The sequence below is a fragment of the Acidimicrobiales bacterium genome (genome assembly GCA_041394265.1).
In the GTDB taxonomy this organism is placed as follows: domain Bacteria; phylum Actinomycetota; class Acidimicrobiia; order Acidimicrobiales; family SZUA-35; genus JBBQUN01.
Genome location: JAWKIO010000005.1, coordinates 2,467,503 through 2,489,904, shown reverse-complemented (window position 1 = coordinate 2,489,904; position 22,402 = coordinate 2,467,503). Strand labels below are relative to the sequence as shown.

The following is a 22,402-nucleotide window of genomic DNA, read 5'->3' as shown; positions in this document are numbered from 1 at the left end:
ATGGCGTCAGTGGTGCAGTGGCGGTGACGTCAGTCGACGTCGATGAAGATGCACTCGCCCGGGCACTCTTCAGCGGCTTCGATCACGCTGTCGAGGCCACCGTCGGCCACACGGGCCATGCCCTCGGCACCAGCGGGGTTGTTGGTGCCGTCGAACAGCTTCTCGGTCCCGAAGTTCGAGGCCGATTCCTTCACGTAGTAAAGGCCGTCGTCCATTCCGAAAAACACATCGGGGGCGATCTCGGCGCACAGACCATCGCCAGTACAGAGATCCTGGTCGATCCAGACCTTGACCATTTGACACCTTCTTCTTCGATCTCGGCGAACGACCTCCAACGGATCGCTCTACCTTGGGTATCGGCGCCGAGGTGGCACCGATGAGTGATCTTACCCGAAGGTCGGCCACCTGCAGAGACGGGGGACGGGTGCGACGACGACTCAACGATGCCGAAGCCCTGATGTGGCGGCTCGGACAGCATCCGATGCTCGCGTCGACCATGGGGTCGATCGTGATGCTCGATGGAACTCCCGACACCGAGCGCTTCGTTCGCTCGATGGCCCACAGCGTCCTTGCCGTCGAGTCGCTCCACCATCGCGTCGCCAGTCCTCCGCTCCCGCTGGCCGATCTGGAGTGGGAGCCCGACCCCGACTTCGACCTCGAGCACCACGTCCGCATCCTCCGCCTCCCTGCCCGGGCGGGCATCGACGAGGTGACGGCGGCGGCGACCCGTCTCATCGACGACCCGTTCGATCGGTCCCGTCCTCCCTGGTCGATGACCCTCCTGACCGGGGCCGGGCGCGGACGCTCCGCACTGGTGATCAAGGCCGACCACGCCATCGCCGACGGCCAGGGCATGTTGCGCCTCGGTGCGAACCTGTTCGACTTCTCCGACGACGCCCCGCCACGGCCGCCCGTCGATCTCGATGCCGCGATGCGGGCCGCAGGCAGCGGCACGAGTTCGGCGAAGGACGCCGTCACCGATGCGATCCGCTCGCGAGTCGAACGCCTCCTCGGCTTGGCCGTCGAGGGTCTCGGTGCTGCGGGCTCACCCGATCGAGCCCGCCAACTCGTCGACGAGCTCGGCGCAGCAACCCAGCTGGTCGGCGGGGCAAACACGACCGCCTCTGCATCCACGGCGTGGCAACGGCGCTCGCGCAACCGCCGTTCACTGCACCTGACCGCACCGCTCGACGAACTCCGAACACAAGCGGCGGCCCGCGACTGCAGCATCAATGACCTGTTCGTGACGGCGTGCGCCGAGGCCGCCATCGGCTACCACCGGACGCTCGGCGAGGAGCTTCCTCACGTCGTCACCAGCGTGGTCGTGAGCACCAGAACCGAGGATGATCCCGACGCTCACAACGCGGTGATTCCCTCGGCCGTCGTCGTCCCGGGCGCCGGTGCGTCAACCGACGAGCGACTCCGTGCCGTGCAGCAACAGGTCGCTGAGCGACGAGCGGCGATCGATCGACATCAGGGCGGACTCGATGCCGCGAGCCGGATCGCCGGGTTCGTCCCGCCGATGGTCGCTGCCGCCGCAGCCATCGACCAGGCACGTCGCATCGACATCGCCACCAGCAACCTCCCGGGCCCACCGATGCCGATGTGGTTGGCCGGGGTGCCGGTCCGGTGGATCTCACCCCTCGGGCCCGTCGCCGGCACGGCGTGCAACATCACGATGCTCACGTTCTGCGACGACGCCGCCCTCGGCGTTCACTACGACCCGAACGCCGTTGCAGATGCGAGGCTCCTCGGCAGCGAGCTAGTCTCGGCCCTCGCTCGGCTCCAGATCAGCTGCCGTGGCCGATCCCCTCGCACCCGATGACCGACTTCCCCCAGCAGTACGCAACGAGCCGCCGCTTCACCCTCGGCGCTCCTCGAAACGTCCGTGTGACGCCCACCGGCGACACGGTGCTCTTCCTGCGTTCCGAGGGGCCGACCGATCCGGTGCTCTGCCTCTGGGCGCTGCGCGTGGCCAATGGCGAGACCGAGATGCTCGTCGACCCGAAGCAGCTCGATGGCGACGGTGATCTGCCTCCGGCCGAACTGGCACGACGCGAACGGGCTCGTGAGAGCGCGGGCGGCATCGTCGCATACTCACTCGACGAGTCCGGGCAGCGCGCCGCCTTCACGCTCGCAGGCGACCTCTACGTCGTCGACGTCGACACCGGCGCGCTCACCCCGATACCCACGCCGGGCGGCGTGTTCGACCCGGTGATCGATCCCACAGGGCATCACATCGCCTTCGTCGGCGGTCCCGACGGTGCCAGCCTGTTCATCGTCGACTCGAGCGGGACCGGCGAAGCCGTCCTCGTGGCTGGCGACGACGATCCGCTCGTCTCGTGGGGACGCGCCGAATTCATCGCCGGCGAAGAGATGTCGCGCACCCGTGGGATGTGGTGGTCGCCCGACGGCACCGAGTTGCTTGCCCAACGGACCGCCGAACACGACGTCCCCGTGTGGTGGATCGCCGACCCGGCGCATCCCGATCGCGCCCCGCGATCGATCCGCTACCCCGCCGCCGGGGCCACCAACGCCACGGTCGAACTGGCGCGCTTCACCGTGACGCGCACCGGCGACCGGCCCACCGTCGAACCAAGCGGCCTGATCGACTGGGACACGGGCGAGGACACGTCGTTCGAGTACCTCGCCAACGTGCTCTGGGCGAAGGGACACCCCCCGCTCATCGTGCGCCAAACCCGCGACCAGCGCCGAGTCGAGCTGGCCGAGGTCGGTCCGGAGCATGAGGTAACGGTGCGGCACACCATCACCGACCCCACCTGGGTCGAGCTCGTGCCCGGCGCGCCGACCTGGGCCGGCGACCGGCTGCTGACCGTCGAAGACATCGACACCGCGCGTCGGCTCGTCGTCGACGGCACAGCGGTCTCACCTGATCATCTGCAGGTGCGATCGATCCTGCGAGTAGACGGCGACGTGGCGGTGGTCACCGTCTCGGTCGATGACCCGTCGAGTGTGTTCGTGATCGAACTGCCACTCGACGGCAGTGCGCTCGACACGCTGCCGTCGATCGACACCGAGCCCGGTGTGTACTCCGTGGTGCGGGGCGGATCCACCGTCGTCCAGCTTGCGCAGCGGGTACGCCACGCGGGTGTCGAGATCACCGTCGCCAGCCCGAGCCACCCCGAGCCGCTCCTCATCGCCGACCTCAGTGCCCCACCGGTGGTCACACCACGTCCGTCGTTCTTCGCCGCCGGACGACGAACGCTCCCGTCGGCGCTGTTCCTCCCCGCCGATCACGACGGCTCGTCGAAGCTGCCGGTGCTGCTCGATCCCTACGGTGGCCCCCACGCCCAACGGGTCACGCAGACCCACAACGCCCACGCAGTGTCGCAGTGGTTCGCCGACCAGGGATATGCCGTGCTCGTCACCGACGGCCGCGGCACCCCAGGTCGAGGGCCGGTGTTCGAGCGAGCCGTCGCCGGCGATCTGGCGGCGCCGGTCCTCGATGACCAGATCGATGCGCTCGACGCCGCAGCGGATCGCTTCGGAGTCCTCGATCTCGAACGAGTCGGTATCCGAGGATGGTCGTTCGGCGGCTACCTGGCGGCGCTGGCCGCCCTTCGCCGGCCCGACCGGATCCATGCCGCCGTCGCCGGGGCGCCGGTCACCGACTGGCGTCTCTACGACACCCATTACACCGAGCGCTACCTGGGCACGCCCGCCGAGCATCCCGAGCACTACCGGCGCTGCGATCTCATGGCCGACGCCCATCTCCTCGACCGACCCCTCCTCCTCATCCACGGGCTAGCCGACGACAACGTGGTGGCAGCCCACAGCCTGCAGCTGTCGACTGCGCTGCTCGCCGCCGGTCGCCCTCACCAGGTCCTGCCGCTGTCCGGAGTCACTCACATGACGCCGCAGGAGGTCGTCGCCGAGAACCTGTTGCGTCTCCAGCTCGACTTCCTCGATCGTCATCTCCGCTCCGACCAGTCGGTGGATTGATGCCGTGAGCTCGCCGCAACGACCGTCGCCGTCCCTCCCGTCACTCGGCTGGACCGCCGAACACGACACATGGGCCGAGGGCATCGAGCACGACCTTCGGGGACGTATCGCTCGTGCCAGTCGTGGGTTCTCGGTCGTGTTCACCGGCGACGACACCGTGCTGGCGGCGTCGAGCTCGATTCGCACCGACCTCGGCATCGCACCGGCCACCGGTGACTTCGTCACGATTGACGTGTCCGATGGCGAGCCAACGATCAACGCCATTGCCCCTCGAACCACCGAGCTGACCCGGCGGGCACCGGGCCGGGTGCCCGAACCTCAGGTCCTGGCAGCCAACATCGACGACGTCTTCGTGATGCACGGGCTCGATCGGCCCATCAACCTGCGCCGGCTCGAACGCCAGCTGGTCATCGTGTGGCAGAGCGGGGCCACACCCGTGGTGCTGTTGACCAAGGCCGATGAGGTCGCGCACCACGAGGAGGCGGTGGCGTCCATTCGCAACATCGCGCCCGGCGTGCAGACCCTCGCGATCTCGACCATCACCGGTCGCAACATCGACGCCGTGCGGGCACATTTCACCGACACCCGCACCATCGCACTCCTCGGTCTCTCGGGAATCGGCAAGTCGACCCTCATCAACGAGCTGTCCGGCGGCACGGTGCAACGTACGGCGCAGGTCCGAGCGACCGACAAGCGGGGCCGGCACACCACGGTGACTCGGGACCTGATCCCCCTCCCGGGCGGCGGGATCGGCGTCGACACGCCGGGCATCCGCGAGATCGGACTGTGGCAGGCGTATGACGGGATCGATCGGACGTTCGCCGAGATCACCGAGGCCCGGGCCAACTGCCGCTTCAGCGACTGTGAACATCAGCGAGAGCCCGGGTGCGGTGTGCGCGAAGCCCGCAGCGACGGCCGGATCGCCGAACGCCGCCTCGATCACTGGCGCGAGCTGATGGCCGAGATGGCACTACAGGAGGAGCAGCTCGAGGACTTCCGCCGACGCTCCGAACACCGCGACCGGGCCGACGTCGATCGCAAGAAGAACGCCGAGCGCCCCCAGAAGGCGGGCAAACGCCGAAGCGGGCGCCGCGGCGGCAAACGCCGCTGATGTGACAGCGGCAAACGCCGCTGATTGTGACAGCGGCAAACGCCGCTGATTGTGACAGCGGCAAGCGCCGTGATGTGACAGAGCCGTCGTCGCCGATGCGCTCGTGTTCCTCGTTGTTCACACAATTCCCATGTGAAGCAGCAAGCACGGAGAGCAAGGATCGGCAATACTCCCCGTGAGCACGACGACACGCGAAGGGACATCGGTATGGGGCGAGGCAGGACACAGCGGACGGCTCTGACGATCGCGCTTGCGCTCGCCCTCGCCAGCTGTGGCCGAGCCGACGACGGCGCCGAGGTGGCCGGCACCGAGGTCACGGCACCGTCGACCACCGCTCCCGCCCCCACCACGGTCCCGCCGCCGCCCACCACCGTGCAGGTCAACTACGTAGTGCAGTCCGGCGATTCGCTGTCGGTGATCGCCAGCCGGTTCGGTGTCAGCACGCAGGCGTTGGCCGACTTCAACGCCATCAGCGACGTCAACTCGATCGTCGTCGGCCAAGAGTTGTCGATCCCTCCCACCACGGTCGCCACCTCCTCGACCACCGTCGCCGGCTGACCGAGCGGGCTCGGCCCGAACATTCACCTACGGCAATCCCTCGAAGGCCCATTCGCGCTGTCGGTACCCTTGGTCGTGTTCGCACGTACGTCCCGAGAGCGTGCGACCGCTCGAGGGAGCACGTCATGAGCAACACCACCGCTGGCCCCGCATCGTCCAATGGCACCGGTGCATCCACCAATCGGTTCGACGTCGCCGTGATCGGCGGCGGCATCGTCGGCCTGGCCTCGGCCTACAAGCTGCTGACGACCCGGCCCGGCACCTCACTCGTCCTCATCGAGAAGGAAGCCAACGTCGCCGGACACCAGACCGGTCACAACTCCGGCGTGTTGCACTCCGGCATCTACTACAAGCCCGGCAGCCTGAAGGCGAAGACCTCGACCGAGGGCCGGGCCAAGATGGTGGCCTTCTGCGAGGAACACGGGATCAACTACGACATCTGCTCAAAGGTGATCGTGGCGACGCAGGACATCGACCTTCCCCGGCTCGCCGTGCTCGAGGAGCGGGCGGCGGCCAATGGGGTGGAGGCCCGCCGCATCGATGTCGCCGAACTGCGTGAGCGCGAACCGCACGCGGCGGGAATCGCGGCGCTGCACGTCCCTGCGGCCGGGATCACCGACTACAAGGCGGTCTGTCGGAAGCTGGCCGATCTGATCACCGAGGCCGGTGGCGAGATCCGTACCGGAACCACCGTCACCGACGTCGACGAACGGGTCGACTCGGTCCGGATCAGCACCGATCGCGGCGACATCGAAGCCGGGATGGCCATCACCTGCGGCGGGTTGCACAGCGACCGCCTGGCCCGGATGACCGAACCGGACACCACCGAGCGGATCATGCCATTCCGGGGTGAGTACTACGAGCTTGCCGAACATCGTCGGTACCTGGTCAACACGCTGATCTATCCGGTGCCCGATCCCGACTTCCCGTTCCTGGGTGTCCACCTGACCCGCATGATCGATGACTCGATCCACGCCGGACCAAACGCAGTTCTCGCCCTGGCTCGCGAGGGCTACACCTGGGGCGACATCAACGCGAAGGATCTGGCCGAGGTGCTCGCCAACCCCGGTTGGTGGCGGCTGGCCCGGAACTACTGGCGAACCGGCTTGGGTGAGTACTACCGGTCGCTCTCCAAGCAGGCGTTCGTCAAGGCACTCCAGCGGCTGGTGCCCGAGATCACCGCCGACGACCTCGTCCCGAGTCCTGCCGGCGTGCGGGCGCAGGCGGTCAATCGTCAGGGCGCACTGCTCGACGACTTCGTGTGGGCCGAGACCAACCGCGTCGTGAACGTGCTCAACGCTCCGTCGCCGGCCGCAACGGCCTCACTGGCGATCGGCGAACAAATCGTCGACCGCGTGCTCGCCCACCAGCACCTCTCCTGACCCGCTCCACCGCAGGTCGGGGTGGGGGACGAATGGCCGAGTTAATTCCGACCAAATCGATCGGGTTTTGCGAGAATAGGGTTTAGGCTCCCGGAGACACCATCATCCGCATCTGTTTGGAGACTCCCATGGCCATCCGTCTCGGCGACATCGCCCCCGACTTCACCGCTCCGACCACCGACGGCGAGCTCTCGTTCCACGCCTGGAAGGAAGGCTCCTGGGCGGTGCTGTTCTCGCATCCGAAGGACTTCACCCCGGTGTGCACCACCGAACTCGGCTTCACCGCCAAGCTCAAGGACGAGTTCGACAAGCGCAACGTCAAGGCCATTGCGGTCAGCGTCGACGATGTCGACAGCCACAACAACTGGGTCGGCGACATCGAGGAGACCCAGGGCACGGCGGTCAACTTCCCGATCATCGGCGACGAGAACCGCGCCGTTGCCGACCTCTACGACATGATCCACCCCAACGCGAACGACACCCTCACCGTTCGCTCGGTCTTCGTGATCGATCCGAACAACAAGGTGCGCCTCACGCTCACCTACCCCGCCTCGACCGGCCGAAACTTCAACGAGATCCTGCGAGTCATCGACTCGTTGCAGCTCACCGATGGCTACAAGGTCGCCACCCCGGTGAACTGGTCGCCCGGCGACGACGTCATCATCTCGCCGGCGCTGTCGAACGACGAGGCCAGCGGCCTCTTCCCCGGCGGCTGGGACGAGAAGAAGCCCTACCTCCGCCTCACCAAGCAACCGAGTTGAGCGAGGCCCGAGCTGAGCGAGACCCGAGCTGAGCGAGCTCTGGGTCATCGAAGTCGACGCTGAACCGACGCCGTCCGATTCGTTCGGGCGGCGTCGTCGCGTCACGACCGATGTTGCGCTCGGCTCAGACCGCGGTCGGCTCGCTCGCTCCCGGACGTGAGGCCAACGTCCAGCTCCGGCGCCAACCGGTGGGGTCGATACCCATGGCGATGATCTCTTGCTCGACCGCCTCGGTGTCGACGCCGGAGGCGATGGCCTCGACGAGCGAGACCAGCAGCGGCGAGATGCGGTCGTCGGTGTGCGCCAACACCTCACGGGCCGAGGCGATGCTGCTGCGCATGCCATCGGGCCGCCCCTGGGCGCTGCTGGCCGCCGCTCTCGACAGGTGAGCGAGCAATCGATCGAGATAGGTGGGCTCGCCGGCCAAGGCCGCCGCCGCCCGGTCCTCGGCCACGTCGTATCGACCCATCGCCGAGGCCACGACAGCACCGACGGCGAGGGCATTGGTGTGCACCCGGTCGTCAGGTAGCTCGGCGTCGTGGTCGTCGAACGCCCACTGCAACTGGGCCTCGGCATCGGCGAGCATGCCGGTTTGCATCAATGCCAACGCCATGGCGATGGCGAGATCGCTCTCGCCGAGGATCGCCGAGCTGTTGCTCAGACCTTCGAACCGTGCCGCCCAGCGCAGCGCGCGCTCGGAATCACCCAGGCGAGCAGCTGCTGAACAGTTGCTCACGGTGGAGATCCGGCGAGTTTCGGCGTCGCCGGCCCGCTCGGCGAGGGCCGCCGACTGCTCGAGTGTCGCCAATCCCTCAGCCACTCGGCCGCGGGTGATGAGGGCACGCCCCTCGATGGCTCGAGCCTGCACGGCGAGCGAGAAATCATCGGCGCGTTCGGCGGCGTCCTGGGCGTCGCGCGCCACTTCGAGCGCCGTGCGAGCGTGCCCCGACCACAGGCACATCGAGGCGTGAAGAATCATCATGATGGCCTCGGCCCAGGGATCGCCGCGGCGGCGGATCTCCGGCAGCACTTCATCGACCATCGCCTCGGCGGTCTTCCAGTCGCCTCGGTGGAAGGCCACCCACGCGCCGAGACCCATCGTCCAACCGAGCCCCGAACGATCATCGAGTTCGGTGAAGATGTCGATGGCAGCGCCGACGAAGCGCGCCGCCTCCTCGATCCGACCACCCTGATACGCGAACAACGCCAGCGACTGGAGTGCCCACGCCTCCTCGCGACGCTCGCCGGCCTCGGCCGCCACCCGGCGCGCCAGTTCGAGGCTCGACCGAGCGCTCTCGGCATCCTTGCGGTGCATGTCGGTCAGGCCGAGGAGACGCAGCGCCGCCGATTCCGCCGCGAGGTCGCCGAGGCCGTGGAGCTGCTTGATCGCCTCGGTGAGCGCCTTGGTGGAGTGGTCGTAGTCGCCGGCCTTTGCGTCGATGTCGCCTCGAACGACGAGCGCCTTTGCCCGAAGCGAGGGGTCGTCGACACCCAGTGAATCGAGGTGATCGAGGTCGGACCGGGTGCCGCTCACGTTGCGCTGGGCGGCCCTCGCCTTGGCCCGGCCGTACAGCATCATGGCCTGTTCGGCCTCGGGCGCGAACTCGATGGCACCGGTGAACCACTGCTCGGCCTCGCTCGGCACCCCGGCATCCATCGCCCGCCACCCGGCCTCGCTCAGCCAGTAGGTGGCGCGATCGACGATGTCGGCCCGCTGTTCCGGCGTACCGGCGGACAGTTCGAGGACGAGCTGCGCCGCCGCCTGGTAGTGGCGAGCAATGGCCACGGCGATCGAGTTCCGATAGTCGGGCTTGTTCTTGGTCTCGAGGTAGCGGGCGGCGCGCTCGTGCGCCGTCGCCCGAGCTGCCTTCGTGATCGTGCCGTAGGCGACCTCGCGGGTGAGATCGGAGACGAAGGTGAAGCGGGAACCGTCGATCGAGAGGATGTCGCCATCGACGAGCGTGGCGATCCCGGCGTCGACATCGCCTTCGTAGCCCATCCCCTCGAGCATCAGGCCAATGCTCACGACCGGGCCCGATCGCCCGAGCACCGAGGCCACTTCGAGCACTCGGCGAGCGGTCGGGTCGAGCTGATCGAGCCGGGCAGCCAACAGCCCCCGCAGGGTGTCGGGGATACGAGCCAGCCGGTTCTCGGTGGCCGACCCGCCCTCGGACGAACCGACGAGGCCCTGACTGCCAACCAGCTCGGCCAGTTCCTCGAGGAAGAACGGGTTGCCGCCGCTGCGCTCGATCAACTCGTCGACGTCGGACGACGACAGCGCCACGTCGAGTTCGGCGACGAGTCGCCGCGCTGCAGTCGCCTCGAGCGGGCCGAGTTCGAGGGTGAGCCGGCCGAACCGCCCCTCGATGTTGCGCAGCTCCTCGCCGGTGCGACGAGCGGTGAGCACGACGACGAACCGAGTGCGGGCCAGCTGCGACAGCACGTGCGAGACCAGCGACCACACCGCCTCGGCCGCCCAGTGCATGTCGGACAGCAGCATCACGACGGGCCGCCGAGCGAGCTCGACTTCGAGCAGGCTGGTCAGCATCAGCGTGACCTCGGCCCGGTTTCGGTCTCGGTTCCCGTTCCGCAGTGGATTGGGGTAGCCGAGTGCGTGCAGTGCGGCGGTGGTGAAGCGGTCGAGGTTGCCGGCCAGGGCGTCGCCGTGTTCGGTCAGGTTGCGACGGATGATCTCGGTGGCGAGGTCGAGTGAGGTGTCGATGTCGAGTTCGAAGAGCTGCCGCAACACCTCGGCGACCGGCCACCAGACGTTGGCCTCGCCGTAGGGGACGCAGCGACCGCGAACCACGAGGGCACCAGCGCTGCGGGCGAGGCCAGCGGCAAGCTCCTCGGCAAGCCGGGTCTTGCCCATGCCGGCGTCGCCCTGCAGGAACGACAGCTGGGCCTGGCGGAGTTCGAGCGCCAGACGGCTCTGGGCGTGCAGCACCGCCAGTTCGTGCTCGCGCCCGACGAACTCGGAGGCTCGACGCGTTCGGGTGCCAGGGGGCCGGGTTGCCGATTTGGCCAGCCACGCCTCGATGTGGCCGACGCGGCCCTTCGCTTCGAGTAGTCCCAGCGCCTCGTAGCAGATGGCGTCAGCGGTGGCCGCATGCGTGGACGACCCGACGACGATCTGGCCCGGTTCGGCCATGGTCTGCAATCTCGACGCCGTGTTCATCACGTCGCCCATGGCGGTGTAGTCACGACCCGACGCGGAACTGCCGACGAGGACCTCACCGGTGTTGACACCGATGCGAACCTCGAAGGGTGTTTCCGCCTCGACCGCCATGGCGGCGAGGCTCTCCTGCATCCGTAGCGCTGCGCGTACCGCCCGCTCGGCGTCATCCTCGTGCGCCACCGGGGCACCGAAGAGCGCAACGATCTCGTCGCCGATGATCTTGTCGACCACGCCACCGAATGAGGTGATGTCGCGAGTCAACTGGACGAAACAACGATCGACCATCCGCTTGACGTGTTCCGGATCGAGTTGCTCGGCCAGGGTCGTGAATCCGACGATGTCGGCAAAGATGGCCGTGACGACCCGGCGTTCTTGATCGTCGCTCCCCTGCGAACTCCCGCACGACGGGCAGAACCGGGCGCCGACGGGCACCGCAGATCCACAGGAGTCGCACGACATTCCGCCGAGTCTAGGCAGACGCGCCGTGGTCGGCGCCTCCGACGATCACCATCGACCCAGTGGTCGGCGCCTCCGACGATCACCATCGACCCAGTGGTCGGCGCCTCCGACGACCAGGCGCTCCAGGCGTGCTCAATGCCGGCCGGTCGACCGGGCCGGGCTGGTCGCCGACTCGGACCCGCACTGGCAGACCGGGCAGTAGTAGGTGGAACGGGCGTGCTCGCCGTGCACGGCCCGCTCGATCGGCGACGAGCAGCGAGGGCACGGTTCGCCTCGCTTGCCGTAGACCGCCAGTCCCCCCTCGACCGTCGTCCGAGGGCCACTTCCCAGGTTGGCTCGAAGGAGCTGGTGAGCGAGGGTCACGATGGCTCGCCGATCATCGATCGACACGTCGTCGAGTCGCCGATCGGGGCAGATGCCCAGGGCGTGGAGGACCTCGCTCTTGTAGACGTTGCCGACGCCGCAACAGATCCGTTGATCGAGCACGGCCACGGCGATCGGAACCTCACCCCGACCGACCTCGGCGAACCGTCGAACCGCCTGCTCGAGGTCGGGGTCGGGTGAGGTCAGATCGGGGCCGAGGTGCCCCGGACCGATTCCCCGTGAACGGTCGGGCCTGGTCAGGCGGACATGCGGCGCCGAGAAGCACACGGCAGTCCAGCCGTTGTCGACCTCGACCAGAGCTCGTACGGCAGATCGACTGCGGCGCCACCGATCACCCTCCCGATAGAGATGCCAGCTCCCGGTCATCTTCATGTGTGTCTCGAGGACCTGGCCATCGTCGAACCCGATCAGCAGGTACTTGCCCCGGGCTTCGACAAGATCGACCGTCGTGCCGGGCTCGACCCCGCCGATGAGCCGTGCTGCCTCGAATCGAACGACGCGCCGATCGAGCAGTGCCGGTCGAAGTCGGGCTGCGGCTCGCCAGATCGTGTCACCCTCGGGCATCAGGGCCAGTGTGACTGCTGCCGACCCGGCGCGGCGACTCGGGCGGGGTGCCCGGGTACGTCGACCCGGGCCGGCAGGTTTGGAAACGTTTGCACCACTGCCATCATGACCGTCGACGGCACGACAGCCGTCGCCGTGCTCTTGAGCGCTGAAGGATCAGTGCCGATGAAAGGTCTGTGCCAATGACGAGTCCATGGTGGCGTCATGCCGTCGTCTACCAGGTCTACATCCGATCCTTCGCCGACGCGAACGACGACGGAACCGGCGACATCAACGGACTGCGATCCAAGCTCGGCTACCTGCGCGACCTCGGCGTCGACGCGATCTGGATCAACCCCTGGTATCGGTCACCGCTGCACGACGGCGGCTACGACGTCGCCGACTACCGCGACATCGAGCCGCGCTACGGCGACATCGACCAGGCGGCAGCGCTGATCACCGAGGCCCACGACCACGGCATCAAGGTGCTCGTCGACCTCGTGCCGAACCACACCTCGAGTCAGCACGCGTGGTTCCAGGAGGCCATCTCCTCGCCGATCGGCCATCCGTCGCGGCGGCGCTACCACATCCTCCCGGGCCAGGGGACCGACGGCGAACTCCCACCGAACGACTGGACCTCGGTCTTCGGCGGATCGGCCTGGGACCGACTGCCCGACGGCGAGTGGTTCCTCCACCTCTTCGATCACACCCAGCCCGACCTCAACTGGACCAATCCCGAGGTCATCGAGGAGTTCGAGAACATCTTCCGCTTCTGGCTCGACAAGGGCGTCGACGGCTTCCGGGTCGACGTCGCCCACGGCTGCGCCAAGGACATGTCGTATCCCGACCTCGGCACCGAGGGCGACGAAATCCTCCAGGCCACGAAGGTTGCCGACCATCCGTACTGGGACCGCGACGACGTCCACGACATCATCCGCGGGTGGCGTGCCGTGCTCGACTCCTACGAAGGACATCGCATGATGGTGGCCGAGGCGTGGGTGCCGACCACCGAACGCATGGCGCTCTACCTCCGGCCCGACGAATACCAGCAGTCGTTCAACTTCAACTTCCTCGAGGTTGATTGGGACGCAGCGGCGATGACCGAGGTCATCGCGTCCTCCTGCACCGACGCCGCAGCCGTCGGGTCAGCCCCCACGTGGGTGCTGTCGAATCACGATGTCGTCCGCCACGCCACCCGCTACGGACTGCCGGCCGGCACCAACTGGCGGCACTGGCTGCTCGACGGACCACACGAGATCCTCGACGCCGAACTGGGTCTGCAGCGGGCGAAGGCGGCCACGCTCGTGATCCTCTCGCTGCCCGGATCGGCCTATCTGTACCAGGGAGAGGAACTCGGCCTGCCCGAGGTGTGGGACCTGCCGCCCGAGGTGCTCGACGATCCCGTCTGGGAGCAATCGGAGCACACGATCAAGGGTCGCGACGGCTGTCGGGTGCCGATCCCGTGGACAACCGACGGCCCGGCGTTCGGCTTCGGCGAGACCTCGCCTTGGTTGCCGATGCCCGAGGCGTTCGGACCGCTGTCGGCCGAGGCCCAGACGGGCGACCCCGCCAGCACGCTCGAGTTCTACCGCGGTGCCATTGCCATTCGCCGTGAGCACCTGTCGCAGGACGAGTCGATCGAGCTCGTCGAGGCACCGGAGAACATCGTCGCCTTCCGCCGTGGATCGGGTGTCGAATGCTGGCTCAATGTGGGTGTGACCGACGTTGCGCTTCCGGAAGGCGAGATCCTGTTTTCCAGCGGCACGCTGCCGCCCGGGTCGCCGGCGATGCTGCCCGGGAACACAGCGGTCCTCCTCCGCCGCTGAGATTGGGCACGTCAGCGCGCTGATCGATGGCGCGCCGTCGTCACGGGGCGGCAACTCAGGGTTCACCCTGATTCCTCCCTGAAATCGCTTCCACGTGTCATACCCTCGGGGCAGACTGGTCACTGCTCGCCCATCAGCCCAGGAGATCCGTATGTCCATCGACAGCCCCGTCACGCCCCCACCGCCGAGCACGACCGTGTGGGCCGCGCACTGTCGCGACGCTTCGAAGGTCTACGGCGAAGGCGACACCGAGGTCCACGCGTTGCGCAACGTCAGCGTCGGGTTCGAAGCCGGGAAGTTCACCGCCATCATGGGTCCGTCCGGATCGGGCAAGTCGACGCTGATGCAATGCATGGCGGGCCTCGACCGCCTGAGCAGTGGCACCACCTTCGTCGGTGATGTCGAGATCTCGACGCTGAAGGACAAGGCGCTCACCCAGATCCGGCGAGACAAGATCGGCTTCATCTTCCAGGCCTTCAATCTCATCCCGACGCTCGACGCCAAGGAGAACATCACCCTCCCGATGGACCTGGCGGGCAACGCCGGCGACCCGGCGTGGATCGACAAGGTCATCGACACCGTCGGGCTTCGCAACCGACTGCATCACCGCCCGAACGAGCTCTCTGGTGGCCAGCAGCAGCGAGTCGCCGTCGCCCGGGCGTTGGCCAGCCGACCCGACATCGTCTTCGGCGACGAGCCGACCGGCAACCTCGACTCCCGGACCGGTTCCGAGATCCTCACGTTCATGCGGTCTGCCGTCGACGACCTCGGCCAGACCATCGTGATGGTCACCCACGACCCGGTGTCGGCGTCGTACGCCGACCGGGTGCTGTTCCTGGCCGACGGGAGCATCGTCGACGAACTGCTCGACCCCGACGCCGACACCATCTTCGACCGCATGCGCCACCTCGGGGACTGAGCATGTTCAAGACCACACTGAAGTCGATCATGGGCCACAAGGCCCGCCTCATCGGCACGGCCTTCGCCGTGATCCTCGGGGTGTCGTTCCTCGTCGGCACCCTCGTCTTCACCGACTCGGTCGGCAAGGCCTTCGACAACCTCTTCGCCAGTGTCTACGAAGACACCGATGCCGAGGTCCGCTCCACCGAAACGCTCGACCTCGGCTTCGGCGGCGAGATCCGCTCGAACATGGACGAGTCCTATGCCGCCGTCGTTGCCGCCGTCGACGGTGTGGCCGCTTCCGACCCCTACGTGGCGGGTACGGGCCAGATCGTCGGCGCCGACGGTGAACCCATCGGCAATCCGGGCCAGGGACCCCCCACGTTCACGTTCTCGTGGAATGCCACCGAGCAGGTCAACCCGTGGCAACTCCTCGACGGCAGTCGTGGCCCGTCAGGCCCCGACGAGTTGGTCATCGACAACGCGTCCGCCGACAAGGGCAAGCTCTCCGTCGGTGACCGGGTCACCGTGATCGGCACCTCCGGCGCTCGCGAGTTCGAGCTCGTCGGCGTTGCCAAGTTCGGCACCAGCGACTCGCCCGGCGGCGCGTCGTTCGCCTTGCTCGACCTTCCGACCGCCCAGGACTTCCTCGACCTCGAGGGTCAGCTCACCGGCATCTCGATCGTGGCCGACGACGGGGTCAGCCAAGACGAGATCGTCAGCCGTCTCACGGCCGCTCTCGACGGGCCAGTCGAAGCGGTCACCGGCGAGCAGCTGACCGAGGAGAGCCAGAGCGCCATCCAAGACGGTCTGTCGTTCTTCAACATCTTCCTCACCGTGTTCGCCGTGATCGCCCTGTTCGTTTCGAGCTTCGTGATCTACAACACGTTCTCGATCCTGATCGCCCAGAAGCAGCGCGAGCTCGCACTGCTGCGAGCGATCGGAGCGAGCCGGCGTCAGGTGCTGCAGTCGGTCTTCCTCGAAGCCGGGGTGATCGGGCTCGTCGCCTCGGCGCTCGGCATCGGGGCAGGCATCTTGCTGTCGATCGGCATCCGAGCGGCGTTGAGCGGGATCGGTTTGGAACTTCCGAGCGCCGGCCTGGTGATCCAGACGTCGACCCTGGTGGCCGGCATGGTCGCCGGGATGATCGTTACCCTCGTCTCGGCGGTGTTCCCGGCCATCAACGCTTCGCGTATCGCCCCCATCGAGGCGCTGCGTGAGGCGGCGGCCGAATCGCAGGGGTACTCCCGGGTGCGGTTGCTCTCGGGCCTGCTCGTGCTGGCGCTCGGCGTCTTCTCCATGGTGGCCGGGCTGTTGCAGCCCGAGATCTCCCTCGTCGGATTGGGCGCAGCGGTCATCTTCGTCGGCGTGTTCGTGCTGGGCCCGGTCATCGCTCGACCGGTCGCTCGTGTGATCGGCGCGCCGCTCGCCGCCTCGCGGGGCGTCACGGGCAACATCGCTCGCGAGAACGCCATGCGCAGCCCGAAGCGCACCGCTCGCACCGCAGCGGCGCTCACGATCGGTGTGGCCCTGGTGGCCGGCGTGTCGATCCTCGCTGCCTCATTGCAGACCACGATCCGAGACATCATCGGTGAGCAGTTCACCGGCGACTATGCGATCGACTCCGGCACCGGCGGCTTTGGTGGTGGACTCCCGCCCTCACTCGTCGACGAACTCGCCGCGCTGCCCGAGGTCGAGACGGCGGCCGGAATCCGTGTCGGATTCGGCCAAGTCAACGACGAAGACACCGCTGACTTCTTCAGCGTGGTCGACCCGGCCCGAGCATTCGATGTCTTCGACATCGGCGTCACCGCAGGATCACCTGGCGACCTGGGCCCATCGAGCATCTTCGTGTACGAAGACAAAGCGGCCGACCTCGGCATCGGGGTCGGCGACACGCTGCAGGTCACGTTCATCGACGGCACACCTCGTGATCTGACCGTTGCCGGACTCTACGAGAACAACGAGTTCGCCGGGAACTACACCATCGCCACCTCGTTGTACGAGCAAACCGGCGCCGAGCAGTTCGACTTCACCGACTACATCATCCTCGCCGATGGTGTGTCGATCGAAGACGCCCGTCCGGCGATCGAGGCGGTCGCTGCGCCCTATCCGAATGCCACGGTGCAGGATCGGGATCAGTACATCGAGGCGCAGGCCGACTCGCTCAACCAGCTCGTACGGCTGATCTACGGCCTCCTCGCCCTGGCGGTCATCATCGCCGCCTTCGGCATCGCCAACACGCTGCGCCTGTCGGTGATCGAGCGAACTCGCGAGATCGGACTCTTGCGGGCCATCGGCATGACCCAGAGCCAGATCCGATCCACCATCCGGTCGGAGGCCGTCATCACCGCCGTCCTCGGTGCGGTGCAGGGGATCCTCCTCGGCATGTTCTTCGGCTACGCGATCGTGTACGCACTTCGCGACCAGGGCGAGATCGCCTTCAGCGTGCCGGTCGTGAGCCTGATCGTGATGCTCGTCCTGGCGATCATCATCGGCATCGTGTCGTCGCTCGTTCCGGCCTACCGAGCGTCTCGCCTCAACGTGTTGGAATCGATCGCCACCGAGTAGCGGCTGGTCGCGACCCGTCTCGTGCGCTCGGAGCCGACTCGGTCGACGCCTCAGACCGTCCGAACTCGAGACCCCGAGCGACAAACCCAGCCAACTCGAGAGCCAGGGCGACACTTGTGTCGTGTGGGCTCTCGAGTTGGCGGATCAGCGGAGGGTGGGGCCCTTGTAGCCCTGCTTGAAACCGTTGGCCAACAGCAGGTCGCGGATCGCTGGGTGTTCGGCACTCGGTGATCCGTCGACCTTGGTGATCTCGATGCGCTTGAGTTGTTTGCGTGCCACCAGGCCGGCGAGCGCCTGCACCCACGCACCGTCGTTGGCGAGGTCGTGCCCATCCGGCTGGGCGAAGGTGACGAGGCTGCGGGCCCCACGATCGAGGAACACGAGGGGGATACCCCTCCGCAGCACCACATAGGCGCCGATCGACCGGGACGGACGGCCCTCGGTGTCGGGCCAGGGCAACGCGGCTCCGTAGGGTTGTGCGGGGTCGGTGGCGGCCAGCACCAGGAGGTCGGCATCGGCATCAAACGCAGCATCGTGGATGTTGGCGTCGCGTTCACTGCGCAGCCGATCAACGGCACCCGGCAACGCGAACTGGGCCGCACCGAGTCCGGCGACGAAGTAGCCCCGCCGCACCTGACCACGGTCTTCGAGCTCCTTCAGCACCGGGTAGACGCCTGCGAACCCGCCGGCAGCGCCTTCAGCCAGGGCCATCTCGCGTGTCAGCACGCCGTAGCGTTCGAGCAGCTGGAGCGCCCGGGCCGTGGCCTGCTCAGTGGGTGTGGCCGCCGGTCGTCGCAGCTGATCGACCAGCGACCAGCGACCGGTGGCCGCCGGCGGGCCGAGGCGCGACAGTGAGCGAAGGTTGGGGCGACGTCCGGTCCTGCCCCGGCTCGACGCACCGGCCTTGGATGGTCCGGCGCCACCGATCAATGCGCGCAACGGGGTCAGGGAGTCGTTGGTGACCTCGCCGGCCCAGACCAGGTCCCACAGCGCCCGCAAGACGCTGGTGTCGGTGTAGTCGAGCTCGGCCGCCTGGGCCGCATCGACCAGGTCGGACCAGAACGACGCACCGCCGCTGGCCAGTCGAGCGCGGAGGGCGGCGTGAATGGGGTCATCCGGTCGTTCGTCGGCAGGCTCAGGTGACAGGAAGGGCACCTGGTCTCGCCACAGCAACCGGAGTCGACCGTCGTCGGAGCCGAGCGCTCCGCCACCGACCCACACCACCTCGCCGGCGGTGAGCAGTGTGTCGAGGTCGGTGGAGCGATAGGCGGGCAACCGGGCGGGAAGGATGTCGACTTCGAGCATGGACGCCGGCAGGGCGGCACCCTGCAGACTCGTGATCACCTCGGCCAGACCATCGACGCCGTGGAGGCGGGAGCCGACGTGCTGCCAGTCGGGAAGGAAGCGGGCGAGGACGTCGTGGTCGACCGGTTCGACCTCGCGTCGGAGCGCAGCCAGCGAGCGCCGGCGCAGCACCCGCAGGACGTCGTTGTGGCACCACTCTCGTTCGACCCCGTCGGGGCGGAACTCGCCTCGCACGATGCGCCCGAGTCGCTCGAGCTCGTCGAGACCACGACGCGCCCGCTCGGGTTCGAGACCGTAGCGATCGGCGACCTCGTCGGTGAGGAACGGCGTATGGGTGCGGGCATAGCGAGTGAGGAGGTCGCCGAGGGGATCGGCGACCGAGTCGGTGAAGGCCTGAGGCAAACCGGGCGGAAGGGCAACGCCGAGCGCGTCGCGCAGGCGTGAGGCATCTTCGGCGGCCGCCAACCGCTGCTCGCCGCCCACCGCCACCCCGATGATGCGCCGCTGATCGAGCAGCTCGGCAACGGCGGCTCCCGCGTCGATGCCAGCGCACCGCGCCTCGATCTCGTCGAGCGAGAGCGGACCCAGCCAACGCATGAGGTCTTCGACCGCATCGACGTGACGAGCCTGCCAGCCCTCGGCGGTGCGCTGCAGTTCGGCGTCGAGCGCTTCGAGGACCTCGGGGTCGAGCAGCTCCCGCAGCTCCTCGGCGCCGAGGAGATCTCGCAGCATCTCGCGGTCGAGGGAGAGCGCAGCGGCCCGGCGCTCGGCGAGCGGTGCGTCGCCCTCGTACATGTATTGGGCGATCCAGCCGAACATCAGGGATTGGGCGAACGGCGAGGCCGACTCGGTGTCGACGCTGTGGACCTTGATCTTGCGACTGCGGAGTTCAGTGAGGACCTCCCGCAAGGCGGGCAGGTCGAACACGTCGTTGACGCACTCTCGGGTGGCCTCGAGCAGGATGGGGAAGCTCGGGTAGGAGGCCGCAACTGCCAGCAGGTCGGCGGCCTTCTGCCGCTGCTGCCACAGCGGTGTTCGACGATCAGGGCGGCGGCGGGGCAGCAGAAGCGCTCGGGCCGACGCCTCACGGAACCGAGCGGCGAACATGGCGGTCTGGGGCAGCTGGGTGACCAGCAGCTCGTCGAGTTCGTCAGGGTCGATCATGAGCTCGTCGACCGGCACCCGATCGACGGCCTCGGGAAGCCGGATGACGATGCCGTCATCGCTCCACATGAGCTCGACGTCCCAGCCCCACTGCTCGGCGAGCCGATGCTGCAGCGCCATACCCCACGGCGCGTGGACCTGGGCACCGAACGGGCTGAGGATGCACACCCGCCAGTCGCCGATCTCGTCGCGGAATCGCTCCACCACGATGGTGCGATCGTCGGGCACCCGGCCGGTCGCCTCTCGCTGTTCGTCGAGGAACTGCACGAGGTTGGTGGCCGCCAGATGGTCGAGCCCGTGGCGTTCGGTCAGGCGTTCGCCGGCGTCGTCGGCGGACAGGGCGAGGATCTCGCGGTTGAACGCTCCCATGGCTCGACCCAGCTCGAGCGGGCGCCCCGGACCGTCGCCATGCCAGAACGGCATCTTGCCCGGCTGTCCCGGCGCCGGTACCACCACGACCCGCTCGTGCGTGATGTCTTCGATTCGCCAGGTGGAGGCCCCGAGCAGGAAGGTCTCGCCGACCCGGGACTCGTAGACCATCTCCTCGTCGAGTTCACCGACACGAGCACCGTCGGGGAGGAAGACGCCATAGAGCCCACGATCGGGAATGGTGCCGCCGCTGGTGACGGCCAACCGCTGCGAACCTGGCCGGCCCCGCACGGTGCCGGCGAGCCCGGCGTCGATGGGGGCGTCGGGGCGAGCGGTGCGGTCCCACACGATACGGGGACGTAGCTCGGCGAACTCGTCGGATGGGTAGCGGCCGGCGAGGAGGTCGAGCACGGCGGCGAGCGCGTCGTCGGAGAGCTCGACGAAGTTGGCGGCACCACGCACGATCTCGGCCACCTCTGCGACGGCGAGCTCGTCCATGGCCACCATTGCCACGATCTGCTGCGCCAGCACGTCGAGCGGGTTGCGGGGGTAGCGGGTCTCCTCGATCAGCCCGGACTGCATCCGGTCGACGACCACCGCCGCTTCGAGGAGATCGGACCGGTGCTTGGGGAACAACTTTCCTCGACTCGGGGCCCCCACCTGGTGACCGGCGCGGCCGATGCGCTGCAGCCCACGGCTGACGGCCCCGGGTGACTCGACCTGGATCACCAGATCGACGGCGCCCATGTCGATTCCCAACTCGAGCGACGACGTGGCAACCAGGCCCTTCAGCGTTCCCCGTTTCAGCTCGTCTTCGATGATGAGCCGCTGTTCCCTGCTCAGCGATCCGTGATGGGCCTTCACCAGTTCTCGCCCGGGTTCGGGTGGGCGGCCCTCGGCCTCGGCCGAGCGGTTCTCGCCGTCGAGTGCCAGCTCGTTGAGCCGGGTGGCGAGTCGCTCGGCCAGTCGGCGGGCGTTGACGAAGATGATGGTGGACCGGTGCTCCTGCACGAGTTCGAGCAGTCGGGGGTGCATGGCCGGCCAGATGCTGCGACGTACCGGCCCAGCCGCGGCGGGACCGCTCATCGGTTCGTCGACGATCTCCTCGCCGAGGCGGGCCATGTCGTCGACGGGGACGATCACCTCGATGTCGAGCACCTTGCGAATGCCGGTGTCGACGATGGTGACCGGACGTGGTGTGCGATCGGGTCCGAAGCCACCGAGGAACCGGGCGATCTCCTCCAACGGGCGCTGGGTCGCCGACAGCCCGATGCGTTGGACCGGTCGATCGGTGATCCGATCGAGACGCTCGAGGCTGAGGGCCCTGTGCGCACCTCGCTTGGTGGCAGCGAGAGCGTGGATCTCGTCGATGATGACGGTTTCGACGCCGGCCAGGGTCTCACGCACTCGGGAGGTGAGCATGAGGTAGAGGGACTCGGGGGTGGTGATCAGGAGATCCGGGGGATGACTGGCCAGCCGGCGTCGTTCGTCTTGCGGCGTGTCGCCGGTTCGCAATGCCACCTGCGGCTCGTGAAAGGGCTGACCGAGGCGCTCGGCCGCCAACCGAACCCCCTGGAGTGGCGCCCGCAGGTTCTTCTCGACGTCGACGGCGAGCGCTCGAAGCGGCGAGATGTAGAGGATGCGGGTGCGCCGGTTCTTGTCGTCGGGAGTTGGCACCGAGGTGAGCTGATCGAGCCCCCAGAAGAACGCCGTGAGGGTCTTGCCCGAACCGGTGGGGGCGAGGATGAGCGTGTTGTCGCCACGGGCGATGGCCGGCCAACCTTCGACCTGAGGTGCGGTGGGTTCGACGAAGGTGGTGGCGAACCACTCGGCGGCGGGCTCGCTGAATCCTGCGAGGACAGCGTGTCGCTCCCGTGCTGCTCCCGACTTGCTACTCGCCATCGCCTCACCGTACCGACCACCTCTGA

General features: G+C 67.8%; 13 protein-coding genes. 9 read left to right on the top strand and 4 right to left on the bottom strand.

Features of this window, described 5'->3' with window-relative positions; translation table 11 throughout:
• Positions 1–29: 29 nt before the first annotated feature.
• The gene (locus tag R2733_12205) at positions 30–296 is read right to left on the bottom strand and encodes a ferredoxin (protein ID MEZ5377261.1); all 267 of its coding nucleotides are present in this window, start codon (positions 294–296) and stop codon (positions 30–32) included.
• 128 nt (positions 297–424) lie between these two features.
• Between R2733_12205 and R2733_12200 the strand changes: the two genes are divergently transcribed.
• The 6 genes from R2733_12200 to R2733_12175 all read left to right on the top strand — a co-directional run bounded on the left by R2733_12200 (position 425) and on the right by R2733_12175 (position 7,775).
• Entirely contained in the window at positions 425–1,825 is a 1,401-nt protein-coding gene (locus R2733_12200) for a wax ester/triacylglycerol synthase family O-acyltransferase (GenBank protein ID MEZ5377260.1), read from the top strand.
• Complete coding sequence (locus R2733_12195; protein MEZ5377259.1) at positions 1,822–3,963, top strand: prolyl oligopeptidase family serine peptidase; 2,142 nt, start codon at positions 1,822–1,824, stop codon at positions 3,961–3,963. Before R2733_12200 ends, R2733_12195 begins: the two co-directional genes overlap by 4 nt.
• A gap of 4 nt (positions 3,964–3,967) precedes the next feature.
• On the top strand, positions 3,968–5,074 hold the full coding sequence (gene rsgA / locus R2733_12190) for a ribosome small subunit-dependent GTPase A (GenBank protein MEZ5377258.1): 1,107 nt from the start codon (positions 3,968–3,970) through the stop codon (positions 5,072–5,074).
• A gap of 207 nt (positions 5,075–5,281) precedes the next feature.
• A complete protein-coding gene (locus R2733_12185) occupies positions 5,282–5,632 on the top strand; it encodes a LysM domain-containing protein (protein MEZ5377257.1) in 351 nt (116 codons plus the stop codon).
• Positions 5,633–5,757: 125 nt separating this feature from the next.
• Positions 5,758–7,014 (top strand): L-2-hydroxyglutarate oxidase, encoded by a 1,257-nt coding sequence (gene lhgO / locus R2733_12180; GenBank protein MEZ5377256.1) that lies wholly within the window; start codon positions 5,758–5,760, stop codon positions 7,012–7,014.
• A gap of 128 nt (positions 7,015–7,142) precedes the next feature.
• Positions 7,143–7,775: a peroxiredoxin gene (locus tag R2733_12175; GenBank protein MEZ5377255.1), complete on the top strand. Its 633-nt coding sequence runs from the start codon at positions 7,143–7,145 to the stop codon at positions 7,773–7,775.
• Positions 7,776–7,899: 124 nt separating this feature from the next.
• On the opposite strand, the gene R2733_12170 is transcribed toward R2733_12175, so the two are convergent.
• Positions 7,900–11,412, bottom strand: coding sequence for an adenylate/guanylate cyclase domain-containing protein (locus R2733_12170; GenBank protein ID MEZ5377254.1), 3,513 nt, complete (start codon positions 11,410–11,412; stop codon positions 7,900–7,902).
• Positions 11,413–11,544: 132 nt separating this feature from the next.
• The gene (locus R2733_12165; GenBank protein MEZ5377253.1) at positions 11,545–12,360 is read right to left on the bottom strand and encodes a zinc finger domain-containing protein; all 816 of its coding nucleotides are present in this window, start codon (positions 12,358–12,360) and stop codon (positions 11,545–11,547) included.
• 182 nt (positions 12,361–12,542) lie between these two features.
• Between R2733_12165 and R2733_12160 the strand changes: the two genes are divergently transcribed.
• The 3 genes from R2733_12160 (at position 12,543) to R2733_12150 (ending at position 17,636) form a co-directional block, all read left to right on the top strand.
• A complete protein-coding gene (locus tag R2733_12160) occupies positions 12,543–14,165 on the top strand; it encodes a glycoside hydrolase family 13 protein (GenBank protein MEZ5377252.1) in 1,623 nt (540 codons plus the stop codon).
• A gap of 151 nt (positions 14,166–14,316) precedes the next feature.
• A complete protein-coding gene (locus R2733_12155) occupies positions 14,317–15,084 on the top strand; it encodes an ABC transporter ATP-binding protein (GenBank protein ID MEZ5377251.1) in 768 nt (255 codons plus the stop codon).
• 2 nt (positions 15,085–15,086) lie between these two features.
• The gene (locus R2733_12150) at positions 15,087–17,636 is read left to right on the top strand and encodes an FtsX-like permease family protein (protein MEZ5377250.1); all 2,550 of its coding nucleotides are present in this window, start codon (positions 15,087–15,089) and stop codon (positions 17,634–17,636) included.
• Positions 17,637–17,780: 144 nt separating this feature from the next.
• Here R2733_12150 and R2733_12145 read toward each other — a convergent pair whose 3' ends face one another.
• Positions 17,781–22,376, bottom strand: a complete 4,596-nt coding sequence (locus R2733_12145; GenBank protein ID MEZ5377249.1) for a DEAD/DEAH box helicase — start codon at positions 22,374–22,376, stop codon at positions 17,781–17,783.
• Between the last annotated feature and the right edge of the window lie 26 nt (positions 22,377–22,402).